This window comes from Buchnera aphidicola (Brevicoryne brassicae) (assembly GCF_005082825.1).
In the GTDB taxonomy this organism is placed as follows: domain Bacteria; phylum Pseudomonadota; class Gammaproteobacteria; order Enterobacterales; family Enterobacteriaceae; genus Buchnera; species Buchnera aphidicola_AK.
The window spans coordinates 294,380-307,720 of record NZ_CP034882.1 but is presented as its reverse complement, the minus strand read 5'-3'; the positions used below and the strand labels follow the sequence as shown (position 1 = coordinate 307,720).

The 13,341-nt window shown below is 24.3% G+C and carries 15 protein-coding genes; 6 read left to right on the top strand and 9 right to left on the bottom strand.

Annotated features, from left to right (window positions below; translation table 11 throughout):
* The first annotated feature begins 7 nt into the window (after positions 1–7).
* The 6 genes from trpB to cls all read left to right on the top strand — a co-directional run bounded on the left by trpB (position 8) and on the right by cls (position 5,445).
* Entirely contained in the window at positions 8–1,222 is a 1,215-nt protein-coding gene (gene trpB / locus D9V66_RS01420; RefSeq protein WP_158365668.1) for a tryptophan synthase subunit beta, read from the top strand.
* Positions 1,197–2,006, top strand: a complete 810-nt coding sequence (trpA, locus tag D9V66_RS01415; protein ID WP_158365667.1) for a tryptophan synthase subunit alpha — start codon at positions 1,197–1,199, stop codon at positions 2,004–2,006. The genes trpB and trpA overlap by 26 nt, the downstream gene beginning before the upstream one ends.
* A gap of 85 nt (positions 2,007–2,091) precedes the next feature.
* Entirely contained in the window at positions 2,092–2,853 is a 762-nt protein-coding gene (locus D9V66_RS01410; protein WP_158365666.1) for a YciC family protein, read from the top strand.
* Between the two features lie 9 nt (positions 2,854–2,862).
* Positions 2,863–3,396: a septation protein A gene (locus tag D9V66_RS01405; protein WP_158365665.1), complete on the top strand. Its 534-nt coding sequence runs from the start codon at positions 2,863–2,865 to the stop codon at positions 3,394–3,396.
* A 39-nt stretch (positions 3,397–3,435) separates the two neighbouring features.
* Positions 3,436–3,843: an acyl-CoA thioester hydrolase YciA gene (yciA, locus tag D9V66_RS01400; RefSeq protein WP_158365664.1), complete on the top strand. Its 408-nt coding sequence runs from the start codon at positions 3,436–3,438 to the stop codon at positions 3,841–3,843.
* Between the two features lie 138 nt (positions 3,844–3,981).
* Positions 3,982–5,445, top strand: coding sequence for a cardiolipin synthase (gene cls, locus D9V66_RS01395; protein WP_158365663.1), 1,464 nt, complete (start codon positions 3,982–3,984; stop codon positions 5,443–5,445).
* Positions 5,446–5,639: 194 nt separating this feature from the next.
* Here cls and ribA read toward each other — a convergent pair whose 3' ends face one another.
* From ribA to D9V66_RS01355, 9 genes are all read right to left on the bottom strand, one after another.
* Entirely contained in the window at positions 5,640–6,230 is a 591-nt protein-coding gene (gene ribA / locus D9V66_RS01390) for a GTP cyclohydrolase II (RefSeq protein WP_158365662.1), read from the bottom strand.
* A 35-nt stretch (positions 6,231–6,265) separates the two neighbouring features.
* Entirely contained in the window at positions 6,266–6,976 is a 711-nt protein-coding gene (pyrF, locus tag D9V66_RS01385) for an orotidine-5'-phosphate decarboxylase (RefSeq protein WP_158365661.1), read from the bottom strand.
* 131 nt (positions 6,977–7,107) lie between these two features.
* The gene (gene lipA, locus D9V66_RS01380; protein WP_158365660.1) at positions 7,108–8,061 is read right to left on the bottom strand and encodes a lipoyl synthase; all 954 of its coding nucleotides are present in this window, start codon (positions 8,059–8,061) and stop codon (positions 7,108–7,110) included.
* 114 nt (positions 8,062–8,175) lie between these two features.
* The gene (gene lipB, locus D9V66_RS01375) at positions 8,176–8,835 is read right to left on the bottom strand and encodes a lipoyl(octanoyl) transferase LipB (RefSeq protein WP_158365659.1); all 660 of its coding nucleotides are present in this window, start codon (positions 8,833–8,835) and stop codon (positions 8,176–8,178) included.
* Positions 8,836–8,855: 20 nt separating this feature from the next.
* Complete coding sequence (locus D9V66_RS01370; RefSeq protein WP_158365658.1) at positions 8,856–9,494, bottom strand: YchE family NAAT transporter; 639 nt, start codon at positions 9,492–9,494, stop codon at positions 8,856–8,858.
* A 101-nt stretch (positions 9,495–9,595) separates the two neighbouring features.
* Positions 9,596–11,533, bottom strand: coding sequence for an exoribonuclease II (rnb, locus tag D9V66_RS01365; protein ID WP_158365657.1), 1,938 nt, complete (start codon positions 11,531–11,533; stop codon positions 9,596–9,598).
* Positions 11,534–11,787: 254 nt separating this feature from the next.
* Positions 11,788–12,561, bottom strand: coding sequence for an enoyl-ACP reductase (locus D9V66_RS01360; protein WP_158365656.1), 774 nt, complete (start codon positions 12,559–12,561; stop codon positions 11,788–11,790).
* Positions 12,562–12,683: 122 nt separating this feature from the next.
* On the bottom strand, positions 12,684–12,851 hold the full coding sequence (locus D9V66_RS03220) for a hypothetical protein (protein WP_261979335.1): 168 nt from the start codon (positions 12,849–12,851) through the stop codon (positions 12,684–12,686).
* Complete coding sequence (locus tag D9V66_RS01355; protein WP_261979334.1) at positions 12,851–13,264, bottom strand: transglycosylase SLT domain-containing protein; 414 nt, start codon at positions 13,262–13,264, stop codon at positions 12,851–12,853. The genes D9V66_RS03220 and D9V66_RS01355 overlap by 1 nt, the downstream gene beginning before the upstream one ends.
* Between the last annotated feature and the right edge of the window lie 77 nt (positions 13,265–13,341).

The following is a 13,341-nucleotide window of genomic DNA, read 5'->3' as shown; positions in this document are numbered from 1 at the left end:
TAATCACATGACTTTACTAAATCCTTATTTTGGTGAATTTGGTGGTATGTATGTTCCTCAAATATTAATGCCAGCTTTGTTAGAATTAGAGAAAAATTTTGTTGATGCACAAAAAGATATTAATTTTCATAAAACATTTTTTAATTTGCTTAAAAATTATGCAGGAAGACCGACGCCATTAACTTTATGTAATAATTTAACTCAAAATACAAAAACACGTATTTACCTTAAAAGAGAAGATTTATTACATGGTGGTGCTCATAAAACTAATCAAGTTTTAGGACAAGCTATACTAGCAATTAGAATGAACAAAAAACAAATAATTGCTGAAACAGGAGCTGGTCAACACGGTGTAGCTACTGCAATGGTTTGTGCATTATTGAATTTAAAATGTAGAATTTATATGGGAATTAAAGATATCAAAAGACAACATCCTAACGTTTTTCGAATGAAATTGATGGGAGCAGAAGTTATATCAGTAAAAAACGGATCTGGAACTTTAAAAGATGCTTGTAATGAAGCACTACGTGATTGGTCTAATAATTATGAAAATTCTCACTATATGATTGGAACCGCAGCAGGACCTCATCCTTATCCTACTATTGTTCGAGAATTTCAAAAAATGATTGGAGAAGAAACTAAAAAACAAATTTTAGAACAAGAAAATAAATTGCCAGATTCAATAATTGCTTGTGTTGGTGGTGGTTCTAATGCCATTGGTATTTTTTCGGAATTTATTCATGATAAAAAAGTAAATTTAATTGGTGTAGAACCAGGTGGTTACGGTATAAAAACAGGAAAGCATGGATCACCTTTGCAATATGGTAGAACCGGAATTTTTTTTGGTATGAAATCTCAGTTAATGCAAAATGAAGAAGGTCAAATTCAAGAATCTTGGTCGATTTCAGCCGGATTAGATTTTCCATCTGTAGGCCCAGAACACGCTTGGCTAAAAAGCATTAATCGTGCTCAATACGTTTCTATTACAGATGCAGAAGCACTTGATGCATTTAAAATACTGTGTAAAAAAGAAGGTATAATACCTGCTTTAGAATCTTCTCATGCATTAGCATATGCATTAAAATTAATGAATATGTCTCCAGAAAAAGAACAAATTTTTGTTGTTAATCTTTCTGGACGAGGTGATAAGGATATTTTTATAGTGGATGATATTTTAAAAAAAATGGAAAAAAAACATGAATCGATATCAAAAAGTTTTTGAACAATTATCTAAAATAAAAGAAGGATGTTTTGTACCCTTTGTAGTTTTAGGAGATCCTTCCTTAGAACAATCGGTAAAAATAATTGAAGTTTTGATAAAAAATGGAGCAGATGCTTTAGAAATTGGAATCCCTTTTTCAGATCCATTAGCTGATGGACCAACTATTCAAAAAGCTAATTTACGTGCATTATCTCAAAAAAATAATTTTTTTCAATATTTTAAAGTATTAAAAAATTTACGAGAAAAAAATACAAAATTACCTATTGGTATTTTAATATATGCTAATCTTATATATAATCAAGGTATTGATAATTTTTATTTGCAATGTCGTAATTCTGGTGTAGATTCAGTATTAATAGCGGACGTACCTATTGAAGAATCAAAAATTTTTTATCAAACTGCAAATAAATATAAAATTAATTCTATTTATATATGCCCTCCTAATGCAGATGATGATTTTTTAAATAAAATTTCTTTATATGCACAAGGATATATTTATGTACTATCTCGCTCTGGAGTAACAGGAACAGAAAATAACAATATATTAATATCTAAAAATTTTATAAAAAAAATCAAAAAATATAATTCTCTACCCTTATTGCAAGGTTTTGGTATTTCAGATGTAATTCAAATAAAGGAAGCCATGTTATCAGGGCTTTCTGGTGTAATATGTGGTTCTGCAATAATAAATATTATTGAAAAATATTTAACTAAAGAAGATATAATGCTTATTAAAATAAAAAATTTTATTAAAAGTTTAAAAATTTCTACTAAATTAGTATAAATTTTTTTTATATAAAAAATATATTTCTCTAAAAATAATACGTATAATCTTTAAATTATATATAATGTTTATAAGGAATATACATGTGATTATTACGGCAAGTGAAATACGTAGTGATACATATCATTTTTTTTCTAAACAAATGGGGGCTATTTTTTTTATATCATTTTTTATTACATTTGTTAGCATATTAACTGATATGTTTATAAAACCAGATATGCATATTATTTCTGTTATTGAAAACAAAAAATTTATCAACGCACATTCATTATTAGATTTAATTAATAATATGAATTTAGAAGAAAAAAATGAACTATTAAAATATTCTATTTTTAAAATTATAGAGTTATTATTAAGTAAAACTTTATTATTAGGAAGTATGATTACTTTAATTTCTAATTTATCAAATTCTAAAAAAGAATCAATTATATCTTCAATATCTTCTTTATTTACATTCTTACCTAATTTGTTTTTATTAAATTTTCTTACAACTTTTCTTATTCAATTAGGTTTTATGTTTTTTATAATTCCAGGTATATTGTTATCAATAATATTATCTTTAGCACCTATTATTTTTTCTTTTAAAAAACATAATTTAATAGAATCGATTCGTTTTAGTATGTCTATTTCGTGGAAATATATAAAAATAATAGGATCAGGTGTTTTATTGTGGATGTGTAATAAGTTTATTGCAACAACAATACTTTCTAATATTTATTTTATCAACAAAAATATTATGTTTTTAATTTTAAATATGAGTGTAAATATATTATATTCACTTTTAATTATATATTTATTTCGTTTTTATATGATTTTTTTGCGTTCTCCAAATTTAAATATAATTTAGGTTTGTATTATGAAACAAGTATTAAATATTTTACCAATGATTGTTTTTTTTATTTTTTATAATCTTTATGATATTTTTATAGCTTCTGGAGCTTTAATTATTACATCAGGATTAATATGTGTATTTTATTGGATTTTATATAATGAAATAGACAAAATTAATTTATTTAGTTTTTTTACAATTGCTTTTTTTGGTTTTCTTACAATATTTTTTCATAATAGTCAATTTATTAAATGGAAAATCACAATAGTTTATATGGTTTTTTCTATACTTTTATTAATTAGTCAATTTTTCACAAGTAAACCAATTATACAAAGATTCTTAGAAAAAGATATAAATATATCTAAAATTTGTTGGCGTAAAATTAATTTAGCATGGTCTTTATTTTTTTTACTTTGCAGTATTTTAAATATTTATATAGCATTTTGGTTTTCAGAAAAAACTTGGGTGATTTTTAAAGTTTTTGGATTTACAACTTTAACATTTCTTCTAATTTTAATAACTGGTATTTACATAAATTATAAAATATTAAAAGAAAAATAATTTTTTTTATATCATAACAATAGAGCGAATATTTTAATAATGTTAGAAAAAAAAGTATTACCAAAAGGAAAAATAGTACTAAAAACACTTGCAATGCCTAAAGATACCAATTCTAATGGTGATATTTTTGGTGGTTGGATCATGTCTCAAATGGATATGGGTGGGGCAATATTAGCAAAAGAAATCGCATGTGGTAAAGTGGTTACTGTAAGAGTAATTAATATTACTTTTTTAAAATCTGTATCAGTGGGAGATATTGTTAGTTGTTACGCACAATGTATTAAAATTGGGAAAAGTTCTATGAAAATTAATGTAGAAACTTGGATTAAAAAAATTTATTCAAAACCATTAGGTCAATATTACTGTGCAGCAGAGTCTGAATTTATTTATGTAGCAATTGACAAACAAGGAAAATCTTGCGAATTGTTACCAATGAGTATTATTTAAAAAAATATTTTTTAATTTTTAGTATAAAATAAATTTAATAAAACTTATTATCTGATATAAAATATTTTAAAAGTATTTACATAATTAAATTTAGAATAAAAATTCTTTTTTAACAAGTATAAATAGGATTTTTAATGAATGAATATTTTTTTTAGTTTAATAAAATGTTTAATTTTTCTAATATATTGGTTGTTAATTGCTAATATTACTTTTCGTGTTTTAATTAAAAAAAGACGTAGTATAGCTTCTTCTTTGTCTTGGTTGCTAAGTGTTTATATTATTCCATTTATTGGAATTTTTATTTGGTTTTTCTTTGGTGAATTATATTTAGATAAAAGACAAAAAAAAATAGCAAATAGAATTTGGTCTATGTCTAACACATGGCTTAATGAACTAAAGTCTCGTACATATATTTTTCAAATAAAAAATAGTGAAGTAGCGACTTCTTTATTTCAATTATGTAAACATAGACAAGGAATTTCTGGAATAAAAAGTAATAAATTAAAACTTTTAACTAACACTAATAAAATTATAGAAACTCTAATACGTGATATTTCCTTAGCCCGTAAAAATATTGAAATGGTATTTTATATTTGGAAACCTGGTGGAATAGCAGATGATGTAGCAATGGCTTTAATTAAATCTGCAAAACGCGGAATACATTGTAGATTAATGTTAGATTCTGCAGGAAGTATAGCGTTTTTTCGAAGTCCTTGGGTTGACATTATGAGAAAATCTGGAATCCAAGTAGTAGAAGCGTTAAAAGTTAGTTTATTACGAGTTTTTCTAAGAAGATTAGATGTTAGACAACATAGAAAAATTATATTAATTGATAATTATATTGTATATTCTGGAAGTATGAATCTTGTTGATCCTTTTTTATTTAAAAAATCTTCTGGTATTGGTCAATGGATCGACTTGATGACAAGAATAGAAGGACCTATAGCAGCAACCATGGGAATTATTTATTCATGTGATTGGGAAATTGAAACTGGTTTAAAAATTTTACCTCCATTACCAAATAAAACAATTTTAAAAGATAATTCTAATAAAAATTCTAGTATTCAAGTTATTGCATCTGGTCCAGGTTTTCCTGAAAATATGATTCATCAAGCTTTATTAACTGCTATTTATTCTGCTAAACATGAATTAATTATGACTACACCTTATCTAGTGCCTAGTGAAGATTTATTGTATGCTATTTGCACTGCGGCTCAAAGAGGTGTTAAAGTGAGTATTATCATACCTTTATATCATGATTCTATCTTAGTTAAATGGGCAAGTAGAGTTTTTTTTACTGAATTATTAGAAGCAGGTGTAAAAATTTATCAATTTAAAAAAGGTTTATTACATAGTAAAAGTATTTTAGTAGATCAACAATTAAGTTTAATTGGCACTGCAAATTTAGATATGAGAAGCCTTTGGTTGAATTTTGAAATCACCTTAGTTATTGATGATAGTCATTTTGGAAAAAACTTGTTTTGTATACAAAAACAATATATTTCTGATTCTGTTCTATTAGATAAAAAAGTTTGGTCTATGCGAGCATATTGGACAAGAATATTAGAGAAAATATTTTATTTTTTAAGTCCCTTATTATAATTATATAGTTTTTAATAAAGATTTGATTATTAAAAATAATATGACTTTTTATATTAAAAATATTAATATATAACAATATTAATATTTTTTTTTATAAGTCAAAATTCATAGTTGCTTTTTTTAAAACTTTATTTTTTTTTAATTTAGTAAAATACTTTAAAATAACTAAGGGTTTAAAATTTACATAAAAACAATTATTCATATAATAAATGACCCATTTTTTTAGCTTTGGTTTTTAAATAAAAAGAATTTTTTGAATTTTTTTCTGCTATAATAGGTACACGTTCTACAATATTTATTCCTGCGTTAGTAAGCATTTTTACTTTAAATGGATTGTTTGTTAATAAGCGAATTTTTTTAATATTTAATATTTTAAATATATCGGCACATAATGAAAAATCTCTTTCATCTGCAGAAAAACCTAATTTTTCATTAGCTTCAACAGTATCTAACCCTTGATCTTGTAAGGCGTATGCCTTTATTTTGTTTAGTAAACCAATATTTCTTCCTTCTTGACGATGATAAATCAACACACCTGTTCCTTCTTTAGAAATTATCTTCATTGCCATTTCTAATTGAGTACCACAATCACATCTTAAGCTAAAAAGTGCATCTCCTGTAAGACATTCTGAATGTACTCTAGAAAGAATAGGAGTATTTTTTTTGATATTTCCATATACAAGAGCAACATGATTTTTACCATTTTTCTTTTCTTCAAAACCAAAAATAAAAAAATTACCCCAAGGAGTAGGCAACATTGCTTTTTCTATTTTTATTAATTGCATAAAAACTCCTAATCAAGAATGACACATTTGTTTTTTTATTGCATAGATTTTATTATCAAATCTAATTTTTTAATTGGATTTTTTGACTTGGTGATAGAGCGTCCTACGACTATATAATCTATTTTATATTCTTTAGCTTTTTTAGGAGTGATTATGTTATTTTGATCATATAACAAATCTTTAGAAAATCTAATCCCCGGTGTAATAATTTTATATTTATTACCAAATAAAAATTTTATTTTCTTTGCTTCTTCTCCTGGACATACAATTCCATCTAAACCACAATCATTGGATAACTTTGATAAAGTTAAAATATATTCTGTTAATGACATTTTAACTCCAATTTCTTTTAAATCTTCTTCTTTTAAACTAGTTAAAGCTGTTATAGCTATTAATAAAGGTGGTTTTTTAAAAGATTTTAATGCTTTTTTTGCTGAAATCATCATTTTTTTACCTCCAGATGCATGAACACTTAACATCCATATCCCTAAATCTGCAGCTGCTTTTGTAGCATTAAAAACAGTATTAGGGATATCATGGAATTTTAAATCAAGAAATATACTAAATCCTAGTCGATGTAATTCTTGTATAAATTTACAACCTAAAATTGTAAACATTTCTTTACCAATTTTTAAAAAATAAATAGATGGATTTAAAAGATCAATTAACTTCATAGCTGATTTTTTATCAGAAAAATCTAGTGCAATGATAATTTTAGGCATTTTGAAAAAAATAGGATTTAACACTATATAACCTCTAATATATATAATATACATCAATAAAAATATATTATTTTCTATACATTTTTTATGCAAAAATACTAATTGCATAATGTATAAAAATATTTATAAAAATTCATCTTGAAATGATATCAATATTATTTCTTAACAGACAAAAGCGATTGAAAACTAGCGTGATATGATGAACGAACAAAAGGACCACAAAAAGCATTAGAAAAACCAATAGACAAGGCTTCTTTTTTTATATTTTCAAATTCTTCAAGTGGTATATAACGTTGTACTGGAAAATGACGAATACTGGGTTGGAGATATTGTCCTACTGTTAATAAAGTAACCCCACTTGAATAAAGATCTTTCATAACTTGAGTGATTTCCCAATCTTTTTCACCAAGTCCTAACATTAAACCTGATTTTGTAGGAATATTAATATATTTTTTTTTAAATTCTTCTAATAAAGACAATGACTTTTTATAATTTGCTCCAGGACGAATTATTTTATATATTCTAGGAATACTTTCTATATTATGATTAAAAACATCAGGTAACGATGTATTAAATATATTTAAAACTAATTTTAGTTTTCCACGAAAGTCAGGAACTAGTATTTCAATTTTTACCTGATTTTTATTTCTAATAGATTGAATACAATTAACAAAATGTTGAGCTCCTCCATCATATAAATCATCACGTACTACTGATGTTATTACAACATAATCAATACCCATGTCAAAAATTGTATTAGATAATTTTTCAGGCTCTTCTATATTTACAGGATTTGGTGTTCCATGAAAGACTGCACAAAACGGACAATTTCGTGTGCATATTGATCCAAGAATCATAAATGTTGCAGTTCCTTTATTAAAACATTCAGATAGATTAGGACAATGTGCTTCTTCACAAACAGAATGTAAATTATTTTTACGTAAAGCATTTTTTATTTGATTTATACGAGATGTATTAATCGGTATTTTGACTTTTATCCAATTAGGTTTTTTTAATTTTTTTGTAAAATTATAAATTTTTTTAGTTGGAATAATATTTAATTTTTTTGATATATTCTTTTTTAATAAAATATCTTTATTTATCTTCATAAAATTTATTATCTCAATTACGAGTATTAAAATATATATTATATGATAATGTATAAGATTTTTTTTAACAAAATTTATATTTACATATTATGATATTTACTTATAAAAATTTCATTATTTACCCTTTTTTATCATAAAAACTTGAAAAAATTCAGATAATGTTTTAATTAAAATAATTTTTAAATCTTCTAATTTAATTTCTTTATTAAAATCTTTTATTTGTGTCATTTTTATATTTATATCTCCACAAGGATAAATATAATTAAAAGGTGTCAAATCCATATTTACATTAATCGCTAAACCATGAAGTGTAAAATTTTTTTTTACTCTTAATCCTAAAGAGCATATTTTTTTTTTATTTATGTATACACCGGGTGATTGTTTTTTAGTATATGCTTTTATATACAGTTTCTCTAAAGCAGTTACTATCGTTTTTTCCATTATATTTATTAATTGACGAATAGTAAGATGTCGACGTTTAAGATCAATTAAAAAGTATACTATCTGTTGACCAGGTCCATGATAAGTGATTTTCCCCCCTCTGTTAGTTTTTATCAAAGGTATATTATTAATATGAATTAAATTTTTTTCTTTTTCATTATTATATGATTGACCTTGTGTGAAAATTGGATAATGCTCTACAAACCATATTTCATCAAATGTATAAACATTACGTAATATCGTAAAATCATGCATTTTTTTAAAAGTTGTTGACCAATTCTCTATTCCTAAATTACGAAAAAAAATAATTTTATTTTGTAAAAAATCATTCATAAGATTTATATAAAAAATAATTAATTTAATAACCCAGGAAAAACAGTACTAATACCAATAGTAATAAATTCTATTCCTAGAGACATTAATAATAAACCCATAATACGAGTAATAATATTAATTCCTGTTTGGCCTAAAATTTTTACTACACATGGAGCTGCTTGAAAACATAACCAACATACTAATGAAAATAAAAAAATCGCTAGGCTACATCCAAATAAATTTATCCAAGTAGAATAATAAGTACTCCAGACAATAGTTGAACTAATTGCTCCAGGTCCTGCAATTAAAGGCATAGCTAATGGAACTACACTTATGTTTTGTGATATTTTATTTTCTTTTATTTTTTTTATTTGATTTATAAATTCTCCAGTAATCATAGAAAAAGCTATACTAATAATAAGAATTCCTCCTGCAATGCGAAAAGAACTAATAGATATGCCAAATGCATTTAAAATACTACTTCCAAAAAATAATGATATAATTAAAATTAATGATGCTGAGAAGTTGGCAACTAAATTAGTTCTTTGTTTTTCTAGAACAGATTGACCATGAGTCATAGTTGTAAAAATAGGAATCATTCCAATTGGATTAACTAAAGCACATAATCCTATAAAAAACTTTATATATATAGATAAATCAAAAATAGAAATATTCATATATCATACTCCTAATGTATGTTAAATTTTTATAACTTTTTTGAAAATATTTTTTTTATTTAAAAAAATTTTTATGTGTATAATATCTTTTAATATATAAATTAATTTTCAGGTTTAGCAATAATACTGCGAGTTTCTAATCGAATATCTGATAAAGTCACAGGGATTAAGTCAGAAACTTTATAGTTCATAACACCATTGATAAAAACTTTCCCCATTTCTTGATTAAATATTAATTCATCTCTAATTGTATGTAAGAAAGCACCGGGAATAAAAACATTAGCACCATTTTCTATTAAACGAGCTCTCATTCCATTTTTTGAAATATCAATAATTTCAGCATTAAACTTTTTATTTCTATGCTCTTTTTTTTGTAACAATATAGTATAGAGCCAATCTGAAACATCTCGTTCAGCAATTCTATTACGTCTTTTTTGTTCGCTTATTTTTAATTTAATTTCTTCACTGGGTTTAATTGATTTTTCTTTTTTAATAATAGATTTTAATAAGCGATGATTAATCATATCACTATATTTACGGATAGGAGAAGTCCAAGTTGCATATTCTGAAAAACCAAGTGCAAAATGAGGTCCTGGTACTGTACTAAAATCACCAAAAGATTGAAAACGACGAATTCGACTATCAATATATCTATTAGATAACATATTTAAAATACGTCTAAGTTTACAGAAACCTTTTAGTGTAGTAATTTCTTGAACAGTAAAGTTTAAATCGTAATTTTTTAAAAAAGCAACTGCATTTTCAGCATTAGTAAGATCAAATCCAGAATGTACATTATATATACCAAAACCAAGATTTTTAGATAAAAAATTAGCTGCAGACATATTTGCAATAATCATAGATTCTTCAACAATTTTATGAGCAATACGTCTTTTTTCTACAAAAACATCTATAACTTTCCCGTTTTCAGATAGATGAAAACGGTATTCTAGACTATCTTTAAATAATACAGCATGTTTTGAACGCCACTTTATTCGTAGTAAACACAGATGATATAAGCGTTTTATTTGATTTTCTATAGATTTTGTAGGTGGTATCCATGGTCCAGATTTTTCGATCCAATCTGAAACATGTTCATAAGATAATTTCGATTTGGATTTTATCCATGCTAAAAAAAATTTAATGTTATTTGATATACTTCCATCTTTTAAAATATTGATATGACATGCTAATACTGGACGACGTTCATTTGGATTTAATGAACATATGTCTTCTGATAAGTTTCTAGGTAACATAGGAATATTAAATCCAGGTAAATAATTTGTAAAACTTCTGTTATATGCAATGAGATCTAATTTACTACCATTTCTTATATAAGCAGTGGGATCAGCTATTGCTACAGTTAAACAAAATTCTCCATTAGGAGTTTCATCAATAAAAAGAGCATCATCAATATCTTTTGTGTTACTATTGTCTATAGTAATAAAATCTAAATTTGTTAAATCTTTTCTATCAAAATCTTCTCTTAGTTCAAAATTTTTTGTATTTACTAAAGGTTCATTTCTTGCAAGATTATGACGTGCTAAAGTTACCCACCATGGTATAAAAGGATCATCTTTTTTTATTATTTTTTCAATTAATTCGGCATAAAAAAAATGATCTCCATTAAGTTTATGTTTTGTTAGTCTCGCTATAGCCCAATCTCCATCTTGAAAAATATTTGTACAGTTTTTTTCATTTTGACATATAATCAGATTTTTTAAAAATGGGTAGTCGGGCAAAATAAATATTTTTTTATCTTTTTTTTCTATTTTCCCTACAAATCTATTTAAAAAAGGTTCAATTAATTTCTCAGGTTCAATTATTTCCCTATCTTTTTCTATTTTTAATAAAGCGATTATTCGATCTCCATGCATAACTTTTTTCATATTTTTAGGAGGGATAAAATAACTTTTTTGGGTATCAATTTCTAAAAATCCAAATCCTCTTTCAGTGCTTTTTACTATGCCTTCAACACGAGGTATTTTAGCATGTATATTTTTTTTTAACTGTGCAAGTAATGGATTGTTTTGGAACATAATAGTAAAACCTAATTGTCATAGTAAAAAATTAATAATTTTATAAATTTAAAAATTGATTTAAATATATAACTTATTTGTAAAATAGCATAGATATTTTTTTAGATAAAATTTATAAAAAATTTTAATTATTGATTTTATATAATAACTTATTTTTAAAAAATAAAAAATTATAAATTTTTTATTTAAACATATACATTTTTTAATTTTAAAAAATATATGATTTTTTTTATATATGTAAACAATAAAATATATTATTTTATAGCACTAACATTAAAACCATTATCAACATAAATAACTGAACCAGTAATACCAATAGATAAATCAGACAATAAAAAAGATGCAACATTTCCTATATTTTTACCAGTAATAGGATTTTTTATCAATGAACATGAATGATGATATTCTTGTATTTTACTAAAATCCTTAATACTATAAGAAGAAACAGTTTTAATGGGACCGGATGAAATAGCATTAACACGAATATTTTTTTTACCTAGTGTATAAGCCATATAACGAACATTTGCTTCTAATGAAGCTTTAGCTAAACCCATGATGTTGTAATTAGGTATTACACGTTGTGACCCTAGATAAGATAAAGTTAATAAAGAAGAAAAATCATTTAACATTGTTCTGCATTCTTTTACTAATCCTAAAAAACTATAGCAACTAATTTCATGAGAAATATTAAAACCCTCTCTAGTAATATTATCAATAAAATCTCCATAAAAAAAATTTTTAGGACAATAAGCAATAGAATGAACTAATCCATCAAACTTTTTCCACACCTTAAATAAATTTGAACACATTTTTCTTATATTTTTATCATCACTAAAATCACATGAAAGTACAATATTAGATTTCATTGATGCTGCTATTTTTTTTATTCTATTGCTAATTTTTTCATTTTGACATACAAATCCTAATTCTGCTTTTTGACTATACATAGATTTTGCTATGTTAAAAGCAATTGATTTTGTACTAGAAATTCCGGTTATCAAAATTTTTTTGTCTTTTAAAAATCCCATTTTTAAATCTCTAAAAAAGATATTATCTTTTATATATTAATCTATTAATTTATAATGTTTTTTATTATTAAGAAATATCTAAAAAACACTTTAAAGCAAATTATAAATCATTATAACTTTCATTAAATAATGAGATGCTTGTTTTGCTGGATGTTTTTTTTTATATATGCACAAAAAGATTTTATTGTCATACTATTTATTATAGATATTGCTTCTTTTCTGTTCTTAGAAAATATTTTAAGAAGTGCGTTAGTACCGTTAACATACGAAACAATAGTAGCACATCTCATTATATCTTTGTTTTTGATACCAAAAAGTTTTTTTTTTGCAATAAACTAATATAAGCAGTACCTATATCAATATTTATTTTTGGATTGTATAATTCTTGAATAGAAGGTTGACCCTTTTTCCCATTTAAACGATATATTTCAACACCTGCAGAAGATGGTTTTATTTGCATTAAGCCGATTGCATTCGAATTGCTTTTAGCATAAGGATTACCAGAAGATTCAGCATAAATAACAGATTTGATTAATTTATCATCAACATTGTATTTATATGATGAAGTTTTTATAAAACTCTTCCAATTATGTATCTTCTTTTCTATAATATTTTTATTTAAAAAATAATTAATTTTTAATTTTTTTTCTACATGAATAAAATTATTATATCCAGTTAAAAAAATAAGAGAGATAATTAACATTACCGATATCACAAGAAAATTTTCCTTAGTTTTTTTTATTAAATTATTTAAAATAATTACTTAAATAAAGTATCATA

What these genes read in the sequence shown, in the direction of transcription:
- D9V66_RS01355 (WP_261979334.1), bottom strand. Translation starts at nt 13,264, where the DNA reads ATGTTAATTATCTCTCTTATTTTTTTAACTGGATATAATAATTTTATT.
- D9V66_RS03220 (WP_261979335.1), bottom strand. Translation starts at nt 12,851, where the DNA reads ATGAGATGTGCTACTATTGTTTCGTATGTTAACGGTACTAACGCACTT.
- rnb (WP_158365657.1), bottom strand. Translation starts at nt 11,533, where the DNA reads ATGTTCCAAAACAATCCATTACTTGCACAGTTAAAAAAAAATATACAT.
- D9V66_RS01370 (WP_158365658.1), bottom strand. Translation starts at nt 9,494, where the DNA reads ATGAATATTTCTATTTTTGATTTATCTATATATATAAAGTTTTTTATA.
- D9V66_RS01405 (WP_158365665.1), top strand. Translation starts at nt 2,863, where the DNA reads ATGAAACAAGTATTAAATATTTTACCAATGATTGTTTTTTTTATTTTT.
- yciA (WP_158365664.1), top strand. Translation starts at nt 3,436, where the DNA reads ATGTTAGAAAAAAAAGTATTACCAAAAGGAAAAATAGTACTAAAAACA.
- lipB (WP_158365659.1), bottom strand. Translation starts at nt 8,835, where the DNA reads ATGAATGATTTTTTACAAAATAAAATTATTTTTTTTCGTAATTTAGGA.
- D9V66_RS01360 (WP_158365656.1), bottom strand. Translation starts at nt 12,561, where the DNA reads ATGGGATTTTTAAAAGACAAAAAAATTTTGATAACCGGAATTTCTAGT.
- lipA (WP_158365660.1), bottom strand. Translation starts at nt 8,061, where the DNA reads ATGAAGATAAATAAAGATATTTTATTAAAAAAGAATATATCAAAAAAA.
- trpA (WP_158365667.1), top strand. Translation starts at nt 1,197, where the DNA reads ATGAATCGATATCAAAAAGTTTTTGAACAATTATCTAAAATAAAAGAA.
- trpB (WP_158365668.1), top strand. Translation starts at nt 8, where the DNA reads ATGACTTTACTAAATCCTTATTTTGGTGAATTTGGTGGTATGTATGTT.
- cls (WP_158365663.1), top strand. Translation starts at nt 3,982, where the DNA reads ATGAATATTTTTTTTAGTTTAATAAAATGTTTAATTTTTCTAATATAT.
- ribA (WP_158365662.1), bottom strand. Translation starts at nt 6,230, where the DNA reads ATGCAATTAATAAAAATAGAAAAAGCAATGTTGCCTACTCCTTGGGGT.